The following is a 22,148-nucleotide window of genomic DNA, read 5'->3' as shown; positions in this document are numbered from 1 at the left end:
CGATCGCCTAACATCGGACTAACCTCTGCCGCAACTTCTTGGAAAGTAGTCGAAATTAGCGTTTCATGGCCCGAGCCATATCTCGGTCATCCTGACGACGCTTTAAAGTCTCCCGTTTATCGTGGAGTTTTTTCCCTTTACCAAGGCCCAGAGCAACTTTTACCCAACTACCCTTGAAATACATTTTCAACGGCACTAAAGTTAGGCCTTTTTGCTCAACTTGACCAATTAATTTCCGAATTTCCCAGTTATGCATTAGCAAACGCCGGGTACGACGGGGATCATGGTTAAAAAATAAACTACTTTTGTCATAGGGCGAAATATGCACGTTCATCAACCAGACTTCCCCGTCCCGCAGCAGAGCAAAACCATCCCGTAAATTAACCTTCCCTGCTCGAATTGACTTGACCTCAGTACCCTGCAGCTCGATGCCCGCCTCATAGGTCTCTAAGATTTCGTACAGAAAACGAGCCTGGCGATTATCGCTGACAACTTTTATCCTTTCTTTTTCCTTAGCCATGAACCGTCAGTAATGTATCCGTAATATGTCTGTTAGATGTTGCTCTTGTAGATCCAAAAGCATGGCCTACCGAAAATACCAGGAACTCGCTGTCACCAATGACCCCCAGCAGCCTATGCTGTGATTCCCTATAAACAATCCGAGCCTGAAAAGGATGACTCCAGATTCTTCCGTTGTTCCATACGGCTAAGGAAATAGCCTGTCATCATGGCCGAAGCCAACAGATTAGCGAAATCCTCCCGGTCAGTAGTGATTTGCACATCGAAGTCATCCATGGGTAACATTCCCACTAGGCCTTGGACATTCTGGTGAATAATCTCTTTAATCTCGGGGCTGGCGGATTGGGCAATCCAGGCTAAGGTTTCGGGGTGTTGTTTTTGCAGATATTGGAGCAGTGTGTTGACCCGTTGTTCTTCCTGTTCAGACGTATGAAAGTCAAAGTTAAATTCCATTATTACTCCCTAACTCCGGACTGACCTTTTAATCACTGGCATTACCTTCCACTATAGCGGCTCAGGCAAAGTTTTGTAAAAAGCCATAAAACTGGCTAGGGTAAACAAGTACCCAAAAACCTGGGGGAATAGCCCATACTTAAATTGACATTTAGGTAATCTAAGAATTTTTGAAAAATACTTAAATTTTCCTATAGACACAGATGGTGCGAGCCATGGTTTCCAACCGTATCTGTAAGGGCGAACGATGGGATTCGAACCCACGAGTGGAGGAACCACAATCCTCTGCCTTAACCCCTTGGCTACGCTCGCCGTTTCGCTTTCGGCATTAACCATGCTAGCACAGTGTTTGGATCTTTTTGGCACTATTTCGACTTAATCTCAATTTGGGGGGTTAGTTGTTCCGCTGCAGCGGATTCTAACCATTGGGGGAGATTTTCTGGCGTAATAGTTTGTAGATTCTCTAACAGCAAAACGCTGGACCGAAATAAACTCTCTATATCCACTTCCCGATGGTCAGGGCGAAAACCCTTCAAGCGGCGGATACCCTCCCCCAGTAAAGTCACTGCTCCCCGCCAATTGTGATTGCCAAGATGATAGTGGGCTACGGCAATTTGCAAAATACCTTGGTAGAAATTTTTCTCCGTCGGGTTAGCCTCTAGCCACACTGCTTCGAGGGTGTTATGGCAGGCGTAAAAATCTTGCCGGTTAAATTGTTCGATGCCTAGGCTTAGGCCGATATTTTCGTCCATGGTTAATGGATGCACTGTCGATATGTCGATAGAGGGGAGGGTCAATATTAGGTCAGTTGGGATGGAGCCGAGGTAATTTTCCGCTAGACTGGGAAGCGTATTCTGCGGATTTTTCTTCCACCCGGTTTCTGCTTTTTTGCTTTTCCGAATGGCGATCGCCATATTGTCCCCCTTACCCTGTTTACCATGACCAAGCGTAGTAATTTGGATTCTAACCACATTATTTATCGTTCCGAAGAGCTCCTAGGAGCCGCATCAAACCGCTACAACATTACTGTCAGGGTAGCCAAGCGAGCCAAGGAAAATCGCTCCGAAGATTTTGACAGCATTGACGATCCCAACATGAAGCCGGCTATCCGGGCCATCATTGAAATGTCCGACGAGCTCACCCGCCCAGAAATTATTAGCGATAATTAATTCCCCCAGTTCCATGTTTAAGCCCCTTTTTCCCCTGACGTTACTATTGGGTTGTCTGAGCTTTTTGCTCACCATGCTACTCCATAGTCCCGGACAGTGGGGGGCTGTTTCCCAGGCTCAGCCGGCCCCGCCCGCTCAGGGAGTGCCCGCCGGAGGATATACGGTGGTGGTGGAAATAATTGCTCAGCAGGTTTACGCTCGTTTTCCCGATTTGCCCAAGGGTAACGATTACCGCCGCCAAAGCGATGGTAGCCCAGATCCGGAGAATACCCTGATCAGTCGGATGATCCGATATCACCGCGATATACAAAAAAGGCCAACCCGCTATCGTTTTGATTGGCGTTTAACCCTAGCGGATTACCTTGGTGCCAATGATCAAATGGTGCCGGAGCGTTATCCCGGTTTTTCCACTCTCCAAACAAGTCCCCTCGATGGCGATCGCCAACTTATTGCCGGGCTAAATCGGAAACAACGGCAGGAATTAGTAGATTTTCTCGCCGAACTTTATCGCCCCCAGGCCGCATCCAATGGAACAGATTCTGGTTCGGGGGAACAAGGTGATCAGAATCCAACGGCGCCCCCAGCCGTTACAGCTCCCAATCAACCTGGACTTTCCCAGCCGGGGGATGCCCAATTGTTGATGCCCTAGCTCTTCAACGGCGGAAAAATAAAACACAAATAATTAACCCCGACTTGGGCATAGGCTGCTTCAGACGGGGTTGATAAGAACAGGCAAGAAGTCAAACAAAAGCGTTTGGGCTTTGGAAAAGCTGAGAATTAAATTAAGCAAAAGATCGACAAAAATTAATCACTGAATGAGACTGCACGTCAACGGGCAGGATGCAAACATGGGTTTATGAATTAAATTAGTTTCCCCATGGAGCCAACTTAACCAACGCACTTCCTGAGGATGGATTCCTTTGGCGGTCAAGGTGGCGGCCCCAGAAAGAACCAATAAAACTGTCCCTCCCAAAAGACTGCTGGCTACTAAGAGCACAGCACTCATCGGTAAAACTGACTGTAATACCACCGTCGCCAAAACCCCCACTGTAGCGACCAAAAACACCAGCGGGAAACCGACCACCAATAGACAAACTAACAGGGTGAAAGTCCAAACAGAAAAACTCTTCATTAGGACGAGCATATAGCTCATTCCTACTCCTTCCCTTGACGAAAGCTCCATAACTATTAACTCCAACAACAACAATCGGGTGAGGCAGACCCCAAACAACGGTGCCCAAATTGAAGGCTCCGACTGGGGGCTGTTGAGTCCAGTATAGGCAACGACTTCGAGAAACTGAGATTTCTTTATAATTATTTACATTTAATCATTGACATTTATTCATTATTCTTACACTCTGCTGTTTCCCAGCCATAGGTAAAAATTAACCTCAACTCTATTTATCTCAGTTTAAAGCCTGATTTCATGGCTAGTTTGTCGTTTAGCTTTGATCCCCACATTTTTCTTTTTTGTGCTGGAGACGGCATGGAGAAGGCAATTAATGCAAGACTCAGTTAGTTTTACATTTGTTAACAATTTGTCGCTTGAATCTCATTAAGGACATAGGGACAAACGTGGGGAAACAAATGCGTCGTTTTGTTAAACAACTGACGAAAAACAGAAAAAAGTCTTTAACCTATTAAATAATGTCCCCAATGTCCCCATTGAATTCGACCGGTTATATTCGTTGCTGCAGGCTGTATCGTCTCCTCTGTCTGCATCAAAGGTTTACCGGGGGTTAGCTGTGCCACAAGTGCAAAATCCGGTGAAAAAATCCCATGAACCAACCTCCCCGCCCCTCTGTTCCCCCGTTGCCCCCCCTTCCCAACAATCCTGCTGGGCGACCTGCGTCGTCCATTCGGCAAGAAAGTATGGCTCCGGAAACTCAGTTTATGCCAGCTCCCCCCAGCATTGGCCAGCCCCAACCGCAACATCGTCCCCCGACACCCAATTTACCCACTAGCCCACCAGCCCCAAGCCATGCCAACCTAGGGCGATCGCCAGGACAACCTAGTCTGGAGGAGTTAATTCGCAGTGCCTTTGACCAAGGTTTTTCCGATGTTCACCTGGGGATAGGGGAGGTGCCTCGCATGCGGGACCGGGGAGAAATGGTGCCCCTCCGCTATGAGCCAACGGATCAGCAAACTTTCATGAGTTGGCTGCGGGAAATTCTCACTGAGGATGAAATCCAACGATTCAAGCGGGAATTGGAATTTGACGGAGCAAAGCAGTACGACTTTGCCAGGATTCGGATTAACGTTCTTGAAAGTCTGTTGGGCTCCGCCATGGTACTGCGGATTATTCCCCTCAAGATTTTGACCCTGGAACAGTTGCGCTTGCCGGATATTTTGCGTACTGTGTCCGACTCCCACAAAGGCCTGATTCTAGTGACGGGGCCCACCGGTTCCGGTAAATCCACTACCATGGCCGCTATGGTGGACTACATCAACAAGGAGCATGCCAAACACATCATTTCCATTGAAGATCCGATTGAATTTGTACACCAAAGTCGTCGTTCCTTGATCCGCCAAAGGGAAGTGGGCATGCACACCCTGGAATTCGACAACGCTCTGAAGGCTTCTCTGCGGGAAGACCCGGATATTATCCTGATTGGGGAGATGCGGGACCGGAGTACGGTGAACACCGCCCTCAAAGCTGCCCAAACCGGTCACTTGGTCATGGGAACCCTGCACACCAACAGTGCCATTAAGACCCTAGAAAGGATTTTGACCCTCTACACAGCGGAGGAACAACCAGCCATGCGGACGGCGATCGCCGAATCTTTGGTGGCCATCGTTGCCCAAGGTTTATGCCGTACTACCGATGGGAAACGGGCCGGTTTCCATGACATTCTGATTAATACGGAAACGGTCAAGGATTATATTCGCCAAGGCAAGTACGATGAAATTGCTGAACTGATGGAGGATGGGGAGTACGACGGTATGATAACTGCCAACCAATCCCTATTTAATCTCTACCAAGAAGGGCGGATCACCGAGGAAGTAGCTTTGGAAATGGCTCCGGTGCGGAATGAAATGGCCATGCGACTGCGGGGCAGAACCTAAGGCATGCGGTACGCCCTAGTCCACGAGTGGCTCACCCCGAAGGCCACGGGGGGGTCGGAATTGGTGGTGCAGGAGATTCTCAGTCATGTGACGGCGGATCTCTATGCCCTGATTGATTTTGAGTCCACCAACCCCCACAGCTATCTTTACGGCCGTTCCATTGGCACCACTTTTTTGCAACATTTTCCCCGGACAGAACAGGGAGTGCAAAAATATTTACCTCTTTTGCCCCTGGCGATCGAGCAATTGGACTTGGGACAGTATGACGTTATTCTTTCCTCTTCCCATGCTGTGGCCAAGGGAGTGTTGACTGCGCCCCACCAAGTTCATATTTGCTATTGCCATACCCCCATGCGCTATGCCTGGGATTTAACTTTTGACTATTTAAACAACAGTCGGATGGGACGGGGTTTGCCGGGGATTTTGACCCGTTACCTGCTCCACCAACTACGGCAATGGGATGTGATTTCCGCCAATCGAGTGGATTACTTCTTGGCCAATTCACAGCATACGGCCCGGCGCATTTGGCGTTGCTACCGGCGATCAGCCGATGTGGTCTATCCCCCCGTGAATTTAGACCGTTTTACCTACCAAGAAAAAAAAGATGATTTTTTCCTGACAGTCTGCCGTTTAGTGAGCTATAAACAGGTCAAGCTGATTGTCCAGGCTTTTAACCAGTTGCAATTGCCCCTAGTGGTGATTGGCGATGGTCCTGATTTACCGCTCCTGCAGGAATTGGCTCAACCCAACGTGCAGATCCTTGGGCCCCAACCCAATGCCGTAGTGGAGGATTACATGGCTAGGGCCAAAGCCTTTGTTTACGGAGCCTGTGAAGATTTTGGCATTGCCCTAGTGGAAGCCCAGGCCTGTGGCACCCCAGTCATTGCCTTTGGCCGTGGGGGGGCATTGGAAACCGTAGTTGACTATCAAAAAAATCCCAAAACTGCCACCGGGATTTGGTTTGATCAACAAACAGTAGAGTCTTTGGTGCAAGCAGTGGAAACTTTTTCCAACATTAGCCATCAGATCAGTTCAGAGAACTGTTTCCTGCAAGCAAACCGTTTTTCTTCTAAAATATTTCAAACGTCGTATCTGGCGTTGCTGGAAAAATACTGTCATCAAGCCCCTCGTCGGACTTAGTGGCGGTGGGAGTCCTCAGTTATTTAGCAAAGAATCGTAACAATTGTCGATTCAGGCTTTATGATTAGGACCATATGGTGTGATGTGTGATGGAGTACGATGACTGCCAATAGCTCACCGATCTCTGTAAAAGCCCTCCGTGCTTTGATGAGACGCGGATTTTATCCAACGGTCTCTCCGAGAAGGTATCAAGGTTCCCGCTCCAGTTCCCTCACCGGAACCGTGGCTAAAAGGGTATTCGATATCTGTTTCTCCCTGTCGGTACTGGTTCTCTGTTCCCCCCTCTACCTGGCGATCGCCCTAATGATTGCGGTCAGCTCTCCGGGGCCTATTTTCTATGTGCAAGAAAGGGTGGGGCGCAAATTTAAACGTTTCAAATGTATTAAGTTCCGCACCATGGTCACCAATGCCGATGAGGTGTTGGAAAAGCTGATGGCGGGCTGTCCTCAAACCAGAGAAGAATTTGAAAAGAACTTCAAACTCCGTAATGATCCCCGCATTACCTGGATTGGCAAATTTTTGCGCCTGACTAGCCTGGATGAATTTCCTCAATTCTGGAATGTGCTCAAGGGGGATATGAGCTTGGTGGGGCCCCGTCCCTTGGTGCCGGAGGAGTTGCACAAGTATGGACGTCAAATTAACCAAGTTCTGAGCATTAAGCCAGGGCTAACCGGCTTATGGCAGGTTTCTGGCCGCAACGATATTCCCTATCCTGAGCGGGTGCAAATTGATGTTTATTACGTCTATTACCGCACCATGACGTTGGATTTACTGATCATCGCTAAAACCCTGGGTGTGATGCTGTTTCCCAACAATAATGGGGCTTATTAACTCTCCTAAGCTAATTCAGCTCCTAATTTAATTAATTTTCGAGCCTTCCTTGATGTGGCCAAAATTAGACCACATTCAGTTTGGTTAGAGTCTATTTATCCCTTCCTTGCATCCATAGCAACATTTAGGGAATTCTTTGCCGCAAATAAACCAACAGCTTTTCAAAATGGGCTGGCATAGGGGCGATCGCCGTAATTATTTCTCCGCTCACCGGATGGATGAGGGAAAGCTGGTGGGCATGGAGGGCTTGGCCGGGCAGGTTGACGTTGACACTGCCAGGGGAAGTGTAGAGATTATCCCCTACCAAAGGATGGCCCATTTGCTTACTGTGTACCCGAATTTGGTGGGTACGGCCCGTTTCTAGCTGAAATTCCAACCAACTGTGGTTCCCAATCCTTTCCAACAGTCGCCAATGGGTAACCGCTTCCCGACCCCCTTTTTCCACCGGGACAATACCCATTTTCTGGCGATCGCCGGGATGACGGCCCACGGGGAGATTGACCGTGCCTTGAATTTCCTTTGGAGATCCATAAACAATGCCCCAATACAGACGGCGAGCAGTTTTCTCCTTGAGTTGAACCTGTAGGTTATGCAGTGCTAATTCAGTTTTGGCCACCACCATCGCTCCAGTGGTGTCTTTATCCAAACGGTGGACAATGCCCGGTCTTTGCACGCCGCCAATGCCAGCCAAATCGGGACAATGGGCCAACAAAGCATTAACCACTGTGCCGTCGGGATGACCAGGGCCGGGATGCACCACCAATCCCGCTGGCTTGTTGATGATAATTAACTGTTCATCCTCATACAAAATATCCAAGGGAATATTCTGGGCCACCACATCCAAAGGAATCAACTCAGGAATATTAACCACCAGGCGATCGCCAGTTTTGAGGATCAAGTTTTTATCCTGACAAACTAACCCATTGCGTTGCACCTGCCCCGACTCAATCAATTTTTGACAACGGGAACGGGACAACTCTGGTAGCTGTTCCGCCAACCATTTATCCAGGCGGACACCCAGTGTGCCTTCGGCAACGCCATCGGCCGTTACCAACAATTCTTGATAGGGATCTGAATCCGTAACTTCATCAATAATTTGGTCAATCATCTATTCTTCTTCCGGTGAAAATTGTCCTGGCAACGCATGGGGAATCAATGCATCCAAATTGATCACCTCCAACGCAGAAACATGGGTGGCACTTAAATCCACCAGCGGAGCCATGCCCGCATCCTTTGCTTCCTGCCAGCGGGCCGCACATAAACACCATTTATCCCCTGGTTTTAATCCGGGAAATTGGTAAGCCGGTTGGGGTGTGGAAAGATCATTGCCCCGGGCTTTGGAAAACTCTAAAAATTCCGCTGTCACCTGGGCACAAACCACATGGCGGCCGAAATCCGTCGGCCCCGTTTGGCAATAACCATTACGGTAAAAGCCCGTCAACGGTGACTTACAGCAACATTTGAGGTCACCGCCCAACACATTCTTATCCCGGGAATCCTGGAGAGTAGCCATATTGTTTAAGCAAAAATAAGAATTCTATTTAACAATCTTCACACCAAAACCATGGTAGTGCCGCCGCCAAAAAGACTAAAATGATAGGTTCGTTGCGGCCATAGTCCCGACGATGATTTTCCGTGAACAACAGCAATGCTTAACCCAAACCTAGCAGAGATTGAACTCTCCCAAGACGACTACCAACGGTATTCCCGCCACATTATTTTGCCGGAGGTGGGGCTCGACGGCCAAAAACGTATCAAGGCCGCCAGTGTCCTGTGCATTGGTTCCGGGGGTCTAGGTGCCCCATTGCTACTCTATCTGGCTGCAGCGGGGGTAGGACGGATCGGTTTGGTGGATTTTGACATTGTTGATACTTCCAACCTGCAACGGCAAATCATCCACGGCACTTCCTGGGTAGGCAAGCCCAAAATCGAGTCTGCCAAGCAGAGCATTATGGAAATTAATCCTTTCTGTCAGGTGGACCTCTACGAAACCCAGATTTCCTCCGCCAATGCTCTAGACATCATTGCCCCCTACGACATTGTCATCGATGGTACGGACAATTTTCCCACCCGTTATCTAACCAACGATGCCTGTGTGCTGTTGAATAAGCCCAACGTTTACGGCTCCATTTTCCGTTTTGAGGGACAAGCTACGGTGTTTAACTACCAAGGGGGGCCAAACTACCGTGACCTCTATCCAGAACCGCCACCGCCGGGGATGGTACCTTCCTGTTCCGAGGGGGGAGTTTTAGGTATATTACCGGGCATCGTGGGTACGATTCAGGCAACGGAAGCACTAAAAATCATTTTGGGAGCCCCCAACACCCTCAGCGGTCGTCTGCTGCTGTTCAACGCCTGGGATATGAAATTCCGGGAATTGAAACTGCGCCCCAATCCTGTGCGGCCGGTCATTGAAAAATTAATCGATTATGATCAGTTTTGCGGCATTCCCCAGGCCAAAGCCGCTGAAGCAGAACAGGCCTCTGCTCTGTCGGAAATGACAGTACGAGAGTTGCATGCCTTGATGGAAAGTCAAGAAAAAGACTTTATCCTCTTAGATGTTCGTAATCCCAATGAATATGATATTGCCCGGATCCCTGGCTCCGTACTAGTGCCTCTGCCGGACATTGAAGAAGGCCATGGCATTGACAAGGTCAAAGAATTGCTAGACGGCCACGAGGGCATTTTGATCGCCCATTGCAAATTGGGGGGGCGTTCCACCAAAGCTTTATCTCTGCTTAAAGAGGCCGGCATTGAAGGCATCAATGTTAAAGGGGGTATCACTGCTTGGAGTCGGGAAGTGGATCCCAGCGTGACCGAATACTAAACTTTTGTTTTCCTAATAGTTGTTGATCACGTTGATCATATTGGCGATCGCCATTTTCCTGGTAGTGGAGATGGCGGTCACTTTTTTGTATGGAATTTACCCAATTGATTGACCTTCGCTAGCTTGAAATAAGCAAAAATACACCAACGGAAATCATTAGAGCGCCGGCTAAATAATTCATTATCCGTTTATTTTGTCTACTGATTAATAGCCCTGAGCGGTGGGCAAGAAAAGCATAAAATATTTTTACACCTCCCACCGTCAGAATGGCGGTTAAGATTATGACTGCGATATCAAGATAGGCAATATTATTGACATCAACAAAAGTGGGTAAAAAGCCCAGGTAAAACAGGACAGCTTTTTGATCGGCTAAAGTTATGAGCAATCCGGCGGAAAAACTAGAAGAGAGGGATTTGACATCTACCTTGGCCAGACTTTGATTGTTAACTTTGGCTCGGATAGTGTTAATTCCCAGCCAACTTAAATAAATGCCGCTGATATATTTAAGAATGACAAAAAAATCGCCCATTGCCCCCCGTAAAAAAGCTAAACCCCAGAGAGCAATGAGAATAAAAATAATATCGCCTAAAACAACGCCAAGGGCCGCAAATAAGCCATGAATAAAACCACCACTGGCACTTTTACTCGAAACGGTTAACACACTCAAGCTGGGAAGAGCCGCTAGGATCAACATCGCCCCAAACAAACTGAGTATGTTAGACCAACCCATGGTTAACACCTTAAATAATCTAACGACTCCGAAGAATTTCTAGGGTCACATCCCCGTCAAAATCTGGAATGGGAGCCTGGCACTTAGTCAGGGCCACTTTTACTTGCTGGGTTTTGCCTGTTCCTAAAATGGCATCGGCGATCGCCTCGGCCAGTTTTTCAATCATTTTAAACTTGGACTCACGGATGAGCTTTTGCACGATCGCCACCGCATCCGCATAGTTGAGGGTATCGTTTAGGTCATCGCTCTGCCCAGCCTTGGCCAAATCGATCCAGATGGTGAGATCAACCTCAAACCATTGCCCTAAAAACTGTTCTGCATCGAAGTAGCCAGTGTAACCATAGGCTCGAATTCCCTTAACGTTTAACGTATCCATAAATTGATTAAGTACTAGCTGACTACCAGATATTGAACTAAGAACAACAAGTTCCCCAGCTAACCATGGTATGATCACCCCGTCAAAAATTGCCATAATTTTTCCCTGCCATGCCTCCCCAATTTCCCTTAGCTACGGTTGGTGCGCTGGTTACTGCCCCCGACGGCCGAGTTTTAATTGTCAAAACCACCAAATGGCGGGGCACCTGGGGGGTGCCTGGGGGAAAGGTGGAATGGGGAGAAACATTAGAAGCGGCCCTAAAACGGGAATTCCAAGAAGAAGTGGGGTTAGATCTACGGGAAATAAAGTTTGCTTTGGTACAGGAAGCGGTGAATGATGAACAGTTCCATTGCCCAGCCCATTTTGTTTTATTAAACTACTACGCCCGTTGTGAGTCCACTCAGGTGATTCCCAATGAGGAAATTGTTGAATGGGAATGGGTCACTCCCCTAGAAGCATTGGATTTTCCCCTTAATAGTTTTACCAAGCTACTTTTGGAAGATTATCAGCAACGTTTTATGTCCATTTAATGATTACTAAAATCAGTTTTTTTTGGCAATCAATGAAACTAAATTCGTTAAGCTTGACCCAACTAGAAATTGATTTTTAACTATTTAGTATTTTAACAATAAGCAAAGCGAAAATTATGGCGGCCATCAACCCCGGCAATTGGACTTTACGAGAAAAAATCGGCCAATTAATTGTGGTGCGGGCCTCAGGATTTTTGTTTGACCATCAAATTCGTTACCCTGCTTGGGAAGCTCCCAATCAAACTCTGCAGAATTGGTTAGCAAACCTTAATTTGGGCGGGGTAATTCTCTTAGGGGGCAGTGGGGCTGAATTAGCTTTACGCACTGCTCAGTTACAAAGTTGGGCTCCGACGCCATTACTTTTAGCCGCTGACATTGAGGAGGGGGTGGGGCAGAGATTCTCCGGTGCCACTTGGTTTCCCCCTCCCATGGCTTTAGGCAGCATTGCCGAGCAAGATTTAGACTTGGCTCAACAATATGCCAAGCAGATGGGGGAAGTGATTGCCCAGGAGGCCCTAGCGGTGGGCTTGAATTGGATTTTGGCCCCGATCGCCGATGTGAATAATAATCCTAACAATCCAGTAATTAATGTGCGGGCCTTTGGGGAAACCCCGGAGATTGTGGGGACTTTAGTGCGGGAATTTATTACGGGAACCCAGCAATTTCCTGTGCTAAATTCTGCTAAACACTTCCCTGGCCATGGGGACACTAGCACCGATTCCCATTTACATTTGCCCGTTATTCCCCACCCCATCGACCGACTGGAAACCTTAGAGTTGCTTCCTTTTCAGCAGGCGATCGCCCAAGGGGTGGATAGTGTGATGACTGCCCATATTCTTGTCCCTGCTTGGGACGATAGTAATCCGGCAACTTTATCCCCGGCCATTTTGACTGGACAATTAAGACAAAAACTCGGTTTTGACGGCATCATTGTCACCGATGCGCTGATTATGGGGGGAATTACGGACATTGCTAGCCCTAGGGAAGTGGCGGTACGGGCTTTGGAAGCAGGGGTGGATATTCTCTTAATGCCACCAGATCCAGTAACTGTGATTGCGGCGATCGCCGAGGCGGTGGAATCGGGTCGTTTAACGGAGGAGAGAATTGAACAATCTTTGCAACGGGTATTAACTGCCAAGGAAAAATTAGCCCCCGCCCCTGATCCGAACAATTTCACCATTAATTTACAAACTGGGCCCGGCCGCAAATTAGTGGATCAAATTCTCACTGCAGCACTGCAAAGCGAGGGAGATTTGCCCATTGCCAACCTAGGCGATCAACCGGGAAAAAATTTAGTTATTGTGGATGATTTACTTACCGCCGATTTCCTTGACCGGGCTTGTCCTGCTCTAACTTTGCCGGTGAAAGGAGGATACACAGTCAAAATCCTCACTCCAGAATTGTTGGAACACTATCCCCTTGGTCAAAATCCATTTTTACTCCAGGTATTTATTCGGGGCAATCCCTTCCGGGGCACTGCGGGTTTAACATCTGCAACCCAAGCGCTGTATCGCCAATGTTTAACCCATCCATCCTTACAGGGATTAATCGTCTACGGCAGTCCCTACGTTTTAGATTGGTTCCAAACCCAGATGGCGGAACTCTGCCCCCATTTACCCTGGGCCTTTTCCCATGGCCAAATGCCCCAAGCCCAGGCGATCGCCATTGGCCGATTATTCGGTTGGCAAGATTTATCTGATCAAAGCATTAAAGATAGGACTTTTACCACCTAAAAGCTGATTCACCCAGGCTCAAGCAATACTCTGGGAAACCATAGCGCTGGTAATTCTTGCTCAACTATCTGAGGGAGTAGGGGTCAGTTTATCCAACGGTTCTGAAGGTGCTGTCGGAAGCTCAGTAATTTCTTCTTCAATCACCTTTTCCTCTACCATTGTCTGCAGTATTTCCTCTTCTGTCTCCCCTACTAACTCCGGTTCCTCCACCGCTTCAGGCTGTTGGATATCTGGGGATAGTTGTGGGGGGGACTCGGAAATATTTTCTTCTGTAATGCCCTCTGGGGAAGTGTTCAAATCCTGTATGGTCTCCTTTGGAGCGGCAAGGGGAACTTCTTCCACTACTACTTCCGTTTCCTCCACTTCAACCTGTTGATCGAGTTCAACTGATTCCGTTGCTTCCGTTTGAATGGCAGGTTCCGGCGCAGTTTCCACCAATTGCTCCGGCTCTCCCGCTTCCTCCACAGGCTCCACTCCAAAGGGGCGGTCCAAGCCGACCATAGTGTAGGCTTCCGCTAAGGGCACATCCCCTCGCATTAAACGGGAAAAGGCATCCTGGCCATCAGGTTGGTAATTGATCACCCGCACTGTGTTGTTAAAACGGTTAGCCACTAGGTTGCCCGCTTCGTCAATGAACTCCAATTTGAGCCAATTTTCCCCGGTTTCAAAGCCTTCCAGGTAAATGGGTTGCCATTGGTCCACCAAAAAACTTTCATCATTGACAGTGACCCGGATGCGCCAATCGCTCAAGTCAGCATCATTGGTCGCTGCAATGTGGAGGGGAGCGTTGGTTAAATAGTAGTCCAAAAGAATTGGTTCAGCGCCATAGTCTCCCTTGGGACGGCTATAGGTCAATAGGGGTAGGTCGGAGTCTGGATTATTGCTGTCGGTTTTGGTGAGAACGTGGAAAGTAACTTGGGCATAGGCCCCATCGTTTTTATAGCTTTCGTGCCAAGGGCGGACAGGAAAGGCCCGCAGGGTATGGGTGCCCGGCTCCAAATCTTCTAGGACAATGGGTTGGTCTAGGTTATAAATCGCCCGATAGGGTTCGTTATCCAAAATTAGATGGACATGGGCCCGCAGGGGAACAGTGTCATTTTGGTTCAGGGGTAGGTCTTCCGCCCGGAGTTTCACCGCCACTGTGGTCTTTTTGAGCACCGTATCGGGGGCCGGGGAGAGGATTGTTACCTGGGGTTGGTATTGATTAAAGCTGGAGGCTAGGGCTTGTATTGTTTTGGGGGGAGATACTTCCCGCAGGTTGCCCAACTGCACTGGTTCGCTAGTTTTAATTAAGGGGGGCGGGGACGATGCCGATAAAGATTGACAACCCCCTAAACCCATGGCGATCGCCAGCAGACATATCGTCAGCACAGTGGTCACATGGGACCAATAGCTTGGCCGACAATTATTTTGATTATGCCAATGGCGATCGAGCACAGTGTTAAGCCTCCCTCCAGTTATGGTCAATTGATACCAAGTTAGTTATCCAGCCAATATTTTCCTGCAGTTTCCTGATTTTCCACCTTGGGCAGCCCCATGCTGTAATTCAACACCCGACAATCTAGGTTGTAACTAACTTTACCTGCTTGCAACAGGTCACGGATAAAATGCTCCAAATCCGAGCCAATGCGCCGTAAATTGTAGTCAGTTAAATCTTCACCACTGTAGGACTCCACCAACTCATCGAAGCGACGATAAACCTGTTGGAGAGCATCTTCATTCCAAACAAATTCGTTATCGGGGTCCACATCCATGGTCAAGACATTGTTACTGGGAATCAGTTCATTACCTTGTACTTCAGCGCTAAAAATACGGACGTGGCGGGTAGTGGATTTAACAAGCATGGCAATTAGCTAAGCCTCTGGAGATCAAGAGTAATTCTAAACAAATTTGTCCGGGGTCGGTCACCAGGCAATGGCAAGAATCCAGCCAAACCCTTGTTTGAAGAAGATATTTAAAAGTCTTATCGCCCCTATCAACTAATAGGAGGGGGGCTTTAGGGCCAGGGGAAGACCCTCGATTTGAGCCCATAGCCCCCCAAATTAAGAAGTCCGGGGGCAAACAAAATTTAGAGGATTTACCGGTTCAGTTAGCTCCACCCCAACTACTATTTGTAGTTCTTAACGCACTCTTCCACCAAGGGCAGCACTGCATCTACATCTTTCCAGCCCAGAATTTCTGTCACCTTTTTCTCCAAATTTTTGTAGGAGCGGAAGAACTCGGCAATTTCATCCAAGCGGTGCCCAGCCAGGTCATTGATGGATTTAACGTAGGTGTAGCGGGGATCTTTGGCGGGAACACAAAGAATTTTTTCGTCCCGATCGCCACCGTCAATCATTTCCAACATACCAATGGGGCGGGCGGTAATTACGCAACCGGGGAAAGTGGGCTGGTCCATAATCACCATGCCATCGAGGGGATCGCCATCGTCAGCCAGGGTGTTGGGGATAAAACCGTAGTCGTAGGGATATTGCACAGAGGAATACAGTACCCGGTCGAGGGCAAAGCAATTCATGTCTTTGTCGAACTCGTATTTATTTTTGCTCCCTGCGGGAATTTCGATCAACACATTGATCAAACCGGCTTTGGGCTGGGCAGGAATACGGCTTAGATCCACAATTTTTCTCCAACGAAATACAAAAGAGTCACAACCAAACGGGCTCAAAACCCGATCGCATTTTACTCGTTGGGCTCCCCTTGTACCTAGCCTTAGCTGAGGGGAATTTCCCTTGGCCCTTTCACAGGCCATAATTAGGACGGTTATTGTCAATTTTTCTGCCCCTGTCCATGGTCTATTTTCCCCTGCCATCGCCAGCCACTGCCCTAACAGTGCCCAAGCTGGGGGAGGCCGATGGTATTTTCCTTTCCCTAGTGTTGCCCACCTATAACGAAGGGGAAAATATCCAAGCCATGGTAACTACCCTGGTGAAACTGTTGGAAAACCGTTGGTCTGGACAGTATGAGTTGATTGTGGTGGACGATGACAGTCCCGATTTAACTTGGCAAAAGGCTTTTAACTTAAGCGACACCTATCCCCAATTGCGAGTAATTAGAAGAACAGAAGGACGAGGTTTATCCACGGCGGTGATTCGAGGTTGGCAAGAAGCTAGGGGAAATTTTTTAGGAGTTATTGATGCAGATTTACAGCATCCTCCCCAGGTCTTGCTGGCCCTGTTGGCGGAAATGGAGCGGGGGGCAGATTTGGCAGTGGCTAGTCGTCATCAATCAGGAGGGGGGGTCAGTCAATGGAGTTTAGTGCGAAGGCTACTTTCCCGGGGGGCCCAGATGCTAGGTTTATTAATTCTGCCGGAGGTAATTGGCCGTCTGTCCGACCCCATGAGTGGTTTTTTCTTGGTTAGGCGTCAGGCGATCGCCGATTGTCCCCTCAGTCCAGTGGGTTACAAAATCCTCATTGAAGTGACGGCCCGGGGGCGCATCCGTTGGTTGGCGGAGGTCGGCTACGTTTTTCAAGAACGGCGATCGGGGCAAAGCAAGGTCACTTGGCGACAGTATGTGGAATATCTCCAGCATCTATGCAAACTGAGGTTGTCCCTTTCCTCCCGGTTTTTGCAATTTTGCGCGGTGGGGCTAACCGGAGTGGCGGTGGACATGGCCATTTTATTTATCCTCACGGAACCATCCCTGGGAGATCTGCCCCTGAGCCGCAGTAAGATCATCGCCGCCCAGTTAGCCATCCTGAACAACTTTTTTTGGAATGACCGTTGGACTTTTCAAGATCTAACCCAGGGACAAAATAGTCCCTCCCAAGTCAGTAAACGTCTGCTCAAATTTAACCTGATCTGCTGGGCTGGCCTGGGCATTAACCTGGGGCTGTTGAATTTCTTCTTTAACTTTTCCCACTTCAACCGCTACCTAGCCAACGCCCTGGCGATCGCCCTAGTGACCCTCTGGAACTTTTGGTTCAACCTCAAACTTAGTTGGCGAGTTACGGATGTCTAATGCCCTCCGCCGCTGAAGTTCCACCGGATCAACCGTTGTCATCAAGAAAAAATTAGGGCCTATTCGTCCGGTTCGATGGTGCTGGACAGCCCGTGACTCCGCAGGGTTTCACAGTAAAACTCAGCGTGTTCCAACTCACAAGTAATCACCAAAGACATGCCGTTAAAGTGGGCTTCCATCATAATGTCCACCGCTTGGGGCTGGGTCATGCCCGCCACCGTCTGGATCAAAGTTTGCACCACATGCTCCATGGAGTTGAAGTCATCGTTGTGCAGTAAGACCCGGTAACGGGGGGCGTGTTTGCGGATTGTGCTATTGCTGGGCTTGTTTAAAACTTCGGTCGCCATCATTTACCTCCCTGGGCGAAAGTGGAAAAACTTCAGATTCTTTACGTATAGATTTTAACCCCCAGTTCCCCGGAGCGGAGAACGTTACAATGGTAAAAGTAAAGAAATGTAACAAACTTCCCCATTGACCATGGTCACTTCCCCCCCAACCAGTTCCCCATCGCAGCGCTCCTACAGTCCGCAGGATTGGCTGAGAGGTTACCAGTCCCAGCCCCAGGAGTGGGATTATTGGGTCGAAGACGTGGAAGGGAGCATACCCCCAGACCTCCAGGGAACGCTCTATCGCAACGGCCCTGGATTATTGGAAATTGGCGATCGCCCTTTGAAGCATCCCTTTGACGGGGACGGCATGGTGACAGCCTTTAAATTTCCTGGGGACGGTCGAGTACATTTCCAGAGCAAATTTGTCCGCACCCAGGGTTACGTGGAAGAGCAAAAAGCGGGAAAAATGATCTATCGGGGCGTCTTTGGTTCCCAACCGGCGGGGGGCTGGCTCAAAACTATCTTTGACTTACGGCTAAAAAACATTGCCAACACCAACATTACCTACTGGGGCGATCGCCTCTTGGCCCTATGGGAAGGGGGACAACCCCATCGCTTGGAACCATCAAACTTAGCAACCATTGGGTTGGATGATTTGGGCGGCATTCTTGCGGAAGGGCAACCCCTGTCGGCCCATCCCCGCATTGATCCGGCTTCAACTTTTGATGGGGGCCAACCCTGCTATGTGACCTTTTCAATTAAATCCAGCTTGAGCAGTACCCTCACCCTGTTAGAGCTAGACCCCCAGGGTAAATTGTTGCGGCAAAAAACTGAAACTTTTCCTGGTTTTGCTTTTATTCATGATTTTGCGATCACGCCCCATTACGCCATTTTTCTGCAAAATAACGTTACTCTCAACGGGTTACCCTACCTTTTCGGTTTGCGAGGAGCAGGGGAATGTGTGCAATTTCATCCCGATAAACCTGCTCAAATTATTCTCGTTCCTAGGGACGGTGGAGAAATAAAAAGAATTCCGGTACAGGCAGGCTTTGTTTTTCACCATGCCAACGCTTTTGAGGAAAATGGCAAAATAATCCTCGATTCCATTTGTTACAATTCCCTGCCCCAGGTAGACACCGATGGGGATTTTCGTAGTACGAATTTCGATAATTTAGATCCCGGACAGTTATGGCGTTTCACCATTGATCCCGCAGCAGCCACGGTGGAAAAACAGTTAATGGTTAGTCGTTGTTGCGAGTTTCCCGTTGTCCATCCCCAGCAGGTTGGCCGTCCATATCGCTATGTTTACATGGGAGCCGCACACCATAGCACAGGCAATGCTCCCCTTCAGGCCATTCTCAAAGTAGATCTAGAGTCCGGCACTGAAACTCTACGTTCCTTTGCCCCCCATGGTTTTGCCGGGGAACCTATTTTTGTGCCCCGACCCGGTGGCGTGGCTGAAGATGATGGTTGGTTGCTCTGCTTGATTTATAAAGCTGATTTGCACCGTTCCGAACTAGTGATTCTTGATGCTCAGGACATTACTGCTCCGGCGATCGCCACTTTGAAGTTAAAGCATCACATTCCCTATCCCCTGCACGGTTCCTGGGCCCAGACTTGAAGTCTAGATGGCCACCGCAGAAGCCCTTACCAACGGTCAAATTCATAATAAATATTGCCCAGGGTTTCGTAGGTGATGCCAGGGAGCTGGCGTAATTTGGCGTCTAAGTAATCCATGGCTTCATCTTTAGTCATGTTAGTACGTTGCATAAAAGTCAGTACGCTCACTTTGCCCTGACTTTGTTTGACTAATTTTTCGAAAATCACTTCTACCTCCTTTTTTAAATTCCGCAGGTAAATATAAATGGTAAAAGCACAAATAAAGGAAAAAATTAGCCCTAAAACATGAAATAGTGGCAGTCTAAACAAAGAGTCCGCAAAAACAAATTCAAAAATGGCAAAAAAACCGAGGGTAGAGAAAAACACCGGCGTTGAACCGATGCGTTCCTGCTCTGTTCTCGATTTCAGGCTGACTAAACGGTAAACGTAAAAAACGGCTGTTAAGAACAAATAGAAAAGCCAGTCCATAAAAACTCACCAGTCCACTGGCGACTCACCACAGGTTAGGGGGCTAGAGGAAAATTCGGCCTGCCAGCACCATTCTAGAATCTTACTTTCAAAATCAGGGCACTATCAGCATTCAACTGCCACCCAAAATAAATAGGCTTAACAATGTTCCACTATTCCAGAGACTGTGGAGAATCATCGAAGATAAAAGATTGCGGGAACGGCTATAAACAAGGCCGAGAATGGAGCCCAAAACAAATAAAGGTAAAATTTCCGACACATTCAAATGGGCGATGGCAAACAGTAAACTGCTGAGAATAATGGCTACACTAACGGGAAAGTAGCGGGTTAGGGCTGGTAGGAGAAAGCCCCGGAAGATAATTTCTTCAAACACCGGCGCTAAAACGGCAGCGGTAAAAAAGAAAATTCCTAGCACTAACCAATTTTGGGAATCCAAAGCAAGGGAAAGCAAGGGATTACTGCCCCCCTGGCCCTGCCAAATTTCTTGATTTACTAAGGACACCAACACCACCAATGGCAATGCCACCAGGTAGCCTCCCAAGCCCCACAAAATGGCTCCGAAGTTAGGACGCAGGGTAAACCAATCCTGGGGTAGGGGACGAAAGTCCTTTAGGGAGACGAATAAAGACCCCAAACCCACTGCGGCGATCGCCCCATAGGTGGCCAATACGTAGAAGGCTTTGCCCATCAATGACAAATCCGCCATGGGCAGAGGTAACACCCCCACCACCAACGGCAAAACAATCTGGCTGGGAAAAAAGAAACCCACCACCAACACCTGCCAAGTGGTTTCCCAATTCCAGGGAGTGTCCCATCTGGTTTTGGCGTTAGTAGCTAGAATTGCCTTTTCCCGACCCAAAGCCCATTGCAATAACAGTCCAATCATCAGCAAAACACCGATGCCTCCTCCCAACAAAGGCAAGCTGTTGAGTAGGGCTAATTTCACCAGGGCCCGCTGGCTAGCCTTTTCCACTTCTGTTTGCAACGCTCCACAGGCGGGGGTATCACAAACCTGATCGAGGCTTTCAAGATTACCTTGGCGGCGATAAAGCTGGGTCAGTCCCTGCCAACGAAACCATCCCTTTAATTGGCTATTAATAACCGCTTCCGCATTGGAGGGGATGGGTTCGGCTTGTTGTAGAGCAATCAGCACGGTGGCGATTTCTTGCTCATTTGGCTCACCGTTGCTCACTACAGATTGCCAAGTATCGAGGGATTTTTGCGTCTGATTCTCAGCGTATTGGAGCAACCCCAAATTAATTTGAATTTGGTTTAGGGTCTTTTGATTTTTGGCAATGACTGCTTGGATTGGGGCCGGATTGACATTGGGGGATGTCTCCAGGGTCGCCTGTTGATTTTTGAGCCGGTCTAGATAGTCAGTCAATTCCTGGACTGCTATTTCGTACTGTTTTAACCCTCCCTGTTGGGGTTGACTTTCCAATAGGGCTGTTTGCAGGGTTTCCCGCCATGTTCCCGATTCCCCCTTCCCCTGCCAAGCCGAAGCTTGCAACAACAGATTGGTTTGGGAAAGTTGTAGCTGAGACTGTACTTGGGGTTCTTCTAAGCTTCCCACCAGGGAAAGTAAAAAGGGCACCAGGGAAATAACCGTCAACAGGGCGAGGATAATTCGCTTCATCAAAAAAAAACTGGGTCTAAAACCCCGTCCTTGGCTCAGGGACGGCTGTGTTAACGAAGCTAGCATAACCCATCGCCCCCTTTTGGCCAGGCCGGTTATCCCCCTCGGGGAGCATTGCCTTTGTAGTACAATGAGTGTTAAAAAACAACGATTATGCCTCCAACTTTTGTTCTTGCTTCTGCTTCCCCCGCCCGCAAACGTTTGCTGGAAATGGCCGGCATTAGCCCCCTAGTGGCCGTGAGCCATTTCGATGAATCTTCCTTAGCCGCCGACAACACAGTGGCCCTGGTGGAAGCTCTGGCCAAGGCTAAAGCAGGAACGGTGGCCAGTAAATTCGCTGATGCCCTCGTCCTCGGCTGTGATTCCCTTTTATTGGTTAATGGTCAAACCTACGGTAAACCAGAGTCGCCCGCGGTGGCGATCGCCCGTTGGCAAACCATGCGGGGTCAGGTGGGGGAACTGTACACGGGCCATGCCTTGATTGACCGCACCCAAAACCGTTGCCTGTGCCAAACGGGGTTAACCAAAGTTCATTTTGCTGATGTGGATGACGACACCATCCAAGCCTACGTGGGTAGTGGGGAACCCCTCCAATGTGCTGGGGCGTTTGCCCTGGAAGGCAAAGGGGGAATGTTAATTAATAAACTGGATGGTTGTTCCAGCAACGTGATTGGCCTGAGCTTGCCCATTCTGCGGTCATTGTTGCAACGGTTGGGTTACTCCCTTAAAGATTTTTGGTAACAATAAACTAAATTATCCCA

At 48.7% G+C, this 22,148-nt stretch carries 25 protein-coding genes and 1 tRNA gene; 11 read left to right on the top strand and 15 right to left on the bottom strand.

What is annotated here, in order from left to right; genetic code table 11:
* Positions 1 to 55 precede the first annotated feature (55 nt).
* From smpB to H6G46_RS16145, 4 genes are all read right to left on the bottom strand, one after another.
* On the bottom strand, positions 56 to 520 hold the full coding sequence (gene smpB / locus H6G46_RS16160; RefSeq protein ID WP_010873070.1) for an SsrA-binding protein SmpB: 465 nt from the start codon (positions 518 to 520) through the stop codon (positions 56 to 58).
* A gap of 128 nt (positions 521 to 648) precedes the next feature.
* Positions 649 to 972 carry a DUF760 domain-containing protein gene (locus H6G46_RS16155; RefSeq protein ID WP_010873069.1) on the bottom strand — a complete coding sequence of 108 codons (324 nt, stop codon included), beginning with the start codon at positions 970 to 972 and terminating at the stop codon, positions 649 to 651.
* A gap of 239 nt (positions 973 to 1,211) precedes the next feature.
* Positions 1,212 to 1,284, bottom strand: a tRNA-His gene (locus H6G46_RS16150).
* 53 nt (positions 1,285 to 1,337) lie between these two features.
* Positions 1,338 to 1,724: a DUF309 domain-containing protein gene (locus H6G46_RS16145; protein ID WP_014407119.1), complete on the bottom strand. Its 387-nt coding sequence runs from the start codon at positions 1,722 to 1,724 to the stop codon at positions 1,338 to 1,340.
* A 186-nt stretch (positions 1,725 to 1,910) separates the two neighbouring features.
* On the opposite strand from H6G46_RS16145, the gene H6G46_RS16140 reads away from it, so the two are divergent.
* The gene (locus H6G46_RS16140) at positions 1,911 to 2,141 is read left to right on the top strand and encodes a DNA-directed RNA polymerase subunit omega (RefSeq protein WP_010873067.1); all 231 of its coding nucleotides are present in this window, start codon (positions 1,911 to 1,913) and stop codon (positions 2,139 to 2,141) included.
* Positions 2,142 to 2,154: 13 nt separating this feature from the next.
* Positions 2,155 to 2,790 (top strand): hypothetical protein, encoded by a 636-nt coding sequence (locus H6G46_RS16135; protein ID WP_010873066.1) that lies wholly within the window; start codon positions 2,155 to 2,157, stop codon positions 2,788 to 2,790.
* 159 nt (positions 2,791 to 2,949) lie between these two features.
* Here the strand turns inward: H6G46_RS16135 and H6G46_RS16130 are convergent, their stop codons facing one another.
* On the bottom strand, positions 2,950 to 3,324 hold the full coding sequence (locus H6G46_RS16130; RefSeq protein WP_010873065.1) for a hypothetical protein: 375 nt from the start codon (positions 3,322 to 3,324) through the stop codon (positions 2,950 to 2,952).
* 596 nt (positions 3,325 to 3,920) lie between these two features.
* Here H6G46_RS16130 and H6G46_RS16125 point away from each other — a divergent pair.
* The 3 genes from H6G46_RS16125 to H6G46_RS16115 all read left to right on the top strand — a co-directional run bounded on the left by H6G46_RS16125 (position 3,921) and on the right by H6G46_RS16115 (position 7,178).
* Positions 3,921 to 5,207: a type IV pilus twitching motility protein PilT gene (locus H6G46_RS16125; RefSeq protein ID WP_010873064.1), complete on the top strand. Its 1,287-nt coding sequence runs from the start codon at positions 3,921 to 3,923 to the stop codon at positions 5,205 to 5,207.
* A 3-nt stretch (positions 5,208 to 5,210) separates the two neighbouring features.
* Positions 5,211 to 6,347, top strand: coding sequence for a glycosyltransferase (locus H6G46_RS16120; RefSeq protein ID WP_010873063.1), 1,137 nt, complete (start codon positions 5,211 to 5,213; stop codon positions 6,345 to 6,347).
* A 99-nt stretch (positions 6,348 to 6,446) separates the two neighbouring features.
* Positions 6,447 to 7,178: a sugar transferase gene (locus H6G46_RS16115; RefSeq protein WP_010873062.1), complete on the top strand. Its 732-nt coding sequence runs from the start codon at positions 6,447 to 6,449 to the stop codon at positions 7,176 to 7,178.
* A 124-nt stretch (positions 7,179 to 7,302) separates the two neighbouring features.
* Here H6G46_RS16115 and H6G46_RS16110 read toward each other — a convergent pair whose 3' ends face one another.
* Both H6G46_RS16110 and H6G46_RS16105 read right to left on the bottom strand, forming a co-directional pair.
* Positions 7,303 to 8,286 carry an RluA family pseudouridine synthase gene (locus H6G46_RS16110; protein WP_010873061.1) on the bottom strand — a complete coding sequence of 328 codons (984 nt, stop codon included), beginning with the start codon at positions 8,284 to 8,286 and terminating at the stop codon, positions 7,303 to 7,305.
* Positions 8,287 to 8,691, bottom strand: a complete 405-nt coding sequence (locus tag H6G46_RS16105; RefSeq protein ID WP_010873060.1) for a DUF2237 family protein — start codon at positions 8,689 to 8,691, stop codon at positions 8,287 to 8,289. It lies immediately after the preceding gene.
* Positions 8,692 to 8,826: 135 nt separating this feature from the next.
* Between H6G46_RS16105 and moeB the strand changes: the two genes are divergently transcribed.
* Entirely contained in the window at positions 8,827 to 10,005 is a 1,179-nt protein-coding gene (moeB, locus tag H6G46_RS16100) for a molybdopterin-synthase adenylyltransferase MoeB (protein ID WP_010873059.1), read from the top strand.
* 118 nt (positions 10,006 to 10,123) lie between these two features.
* Here the strand turns inward: moeB and H6G46_RS16095 are convergent, their stop codons facing one another.
* Together H6G46_RS16095 and folB are read right to left on the bottom strand one after the other, a co-directional pair.
* Complete coding sequence (locus H6G46_RS16095) at positions 10,124 to 10,744, bottom strand: LysE family transporter (RefSeq protein ID WP_010873058.1); 621 nt, start codon at positions 10,742 to 10,744, stop codon at positions 10,124 to 10,126.
* Positions 10,745 to 10,754: 10 nt separating this feature from the next.
* Positions 10,755 to 11,207 carry a dihydroneopterin aldolase gene (gene folB / locus H6G46_RS16090; RefSeq protein WP_010873057.1) on the bottom strand — a complete coding sequence of 151 codons (453 nt, stop codon included), beginning with the start codon at positions 11,205 to 11,207 and terminating at the stop codon, positions 10,755 to 10,757.
* Between the two features lie 14 nt (positions 11,208 to 11,221).
* Between folB and H6G46_RS16085 the strand changes: the two genes are divergently transcribed.
* Together H6G46_RS16085 and H6G46_RS16080 are read left to right on the top strand one after the other, a co-directional pair.
* On the top strand, positions 11,222 to 11,641 hold the full coding sequence (locus H6G46_RS16085) for an NUDIX domain-containing protein (RefSeq protein WP_010873056.1): 420 nt from the start codon (positions 11,222 to 11,224) through the stop codon (positions 11,639 to 11,641).
* Between the two features lie 116 nt (positions 11,642 to 11,757).
* Positions 11,758 to 13,374, top strand: a complete 1,617-nt coding sequence (locus H6G46_RS16080) for a glycoside hydrolase family 3 N-terminal domain-containing protein (protein WP_010873055.1) — start codon at positions 11,758 to 11,760, stop codon at positions 13,372 to 13,374.
* A gap of 60 nt (positions 13,375 to 13,434) precedes the next feature.
* On the opposite strand, the gene H6G46_RS16075 is transcribed toward H6G46_RS16080, so the two are convergent.
* The 3 genes from H6G46_RS16075 to H6G46_RS16065 all read right to left on the bottom strand — a co-directional run bounded on the left by H6G46_RS16075 (position 13,435) and on the right by H6G46_RS16065 (position 15,991).
* On the bottom strand, positions 13,435 to 14,811 hold the full coding sequence (locus tag H6G46_RS16075) for an Ig-like domain-containing protein (protein ID WP_010873054.1): 1,377 nt from the start codon (positions 14,809 to 14,811) through the stop codon (positions 13,435 to 13,437).
* A gap of 41 nt (positions 14,812 to 14,852) precedes the next feature.
* The gene (locus H6G46_RS16070) at positions 14,853 to 15,218 is read right to left on the bottom strand and encodes an NAD(P)H-quinone oxidoreductase subunit M (protein WP_010873053.1); all 366 of its coding nucleotides are present in this window, start codon (positions 15,216 to 15,218) and stop codon (positions 14,853 to 14,855) included.
* 263 nt (positions 15,219 to 15,481) lie between these two features.
* A complete protein-coding gene (locus H6G46_RS16065) occupies positions 15,482 to 15,991 on the bottom strand; it encodes an inorganic diphosphatase (protein ID WP_014407118.1) in 510 nt (169 codons plus the stop codon).
* A 170-nt stretch (positions 15,992 to 16,161) separates the two neighbouring features.
* Between H6G46_RS16065 and H6G46_RS16060 the strand changes: the two genes are divergently transcribed.
* Positions 16,162 to 17,334 carry a glycosyltransferase gene (locus tag H6G46_RS16060; protein WP_010873051.1) on the top strand — a complete coding sequence of 391 codons (1,173 nt, stop codon included), beginning with the start codon at positions 16,162 to 16,164 and terminating at the stop codon, positions 17,332 to 17,334.
* A 59-nt stretch (positions 17,335 to 17,393) separates the two neighbouring features.
* Here the strand turns inward: H6G46_RS16060 and clpS are convergent, their stop codons facing one another.
* On the bottom strand, positions 17,394 to 17,681 hold the full coding sequence (clpS, locus tag H6G46_RS16055) for an ATP-dependent Clp protease adapter ClpS (protein ID WP_020862291.1): 288 nt from the start codon (positions 17,679 to 17,681) through the stop codon (positions 17,394 to 17,396).
* A gap of 130 nt (positions 17,682 to 17,811) precedes the next feature.
* Here clpS and H6G46_RS16050 point away from each other — a divergent pair, with 130 nt between their 5' ends.
* Positions 17,812 to 19,284, top strand: coding sequence for an apocarotenoid-15,15'-oxygenase (locus tag H6G46_RS16050; RefSeq protein WP_010873049.1), 1,473 nt, complete (start codon positions 17,812 to 17,814; stop codon positions 19,282 to 19,284).
* 26 nt (positions 19,285 to 19,310) lie between these two features.
* Here H6G46_RS16050 and H6G46_RS16045 read toward each other — a convergent pair whose 3' ends face one another.
* Positions 19,311 to 19,751: a hypothetical protein gene (locus tag H6G46_RS16045; RefSeq protein WP_010873048.1), complete on the bottom strand. Its 441-nt coding sequence runs from the start codon at positions 19,749 to 19,751 to the stop codon at positions 19,311 to 19,313.
* Between the two features lie 112 nt (positions 19,752 to 19,863).
* Entirely contained in the window at positions 19,864 to 21,387 is a 1,524-nt protein-coding gene (locus H6G46_RS16040) for a type II CAAX endopeptidase family protein (RefSeq protein ID WP_223211379.1), read from the bottom strand.
* A gap of 153 nt (positions 21,388 to 21,540) precedes the next feature.
* On the opposite strand from H6G46_RS16040, the gene H6G46_RS16035 reads away from it, so the two are divergent.
* A complete protein-coding gene (locus tag H6G46_RS16035) occupies positions 21,541 to 22,128 on the top strand; it encodes a Maf family nucleotide pyrophosphatase (RefSeq protein WP_010873046.1) in 588 nt (195 codons plus the stop codon).
* Positions 22,129 to 22,148 lie beyond the last annotated feature (20 nt).

Origin of the sequence: Synechocystis sp. FACHB-908 (assembly GCF_014698595.1) — a bacterium.
In the GTDB taxonomy this organism is placed as follows: Bacteria; Cyanobacteriota; Cyanobacteriia; order Cyanobacteriales; family Microcystaceae; genus Synechocystis.
The sequence above is the reverse complement of the archived record's forward strand: the minus strand, read 5'-3'. Positions and strand labels throughout refer to the sequence as shown.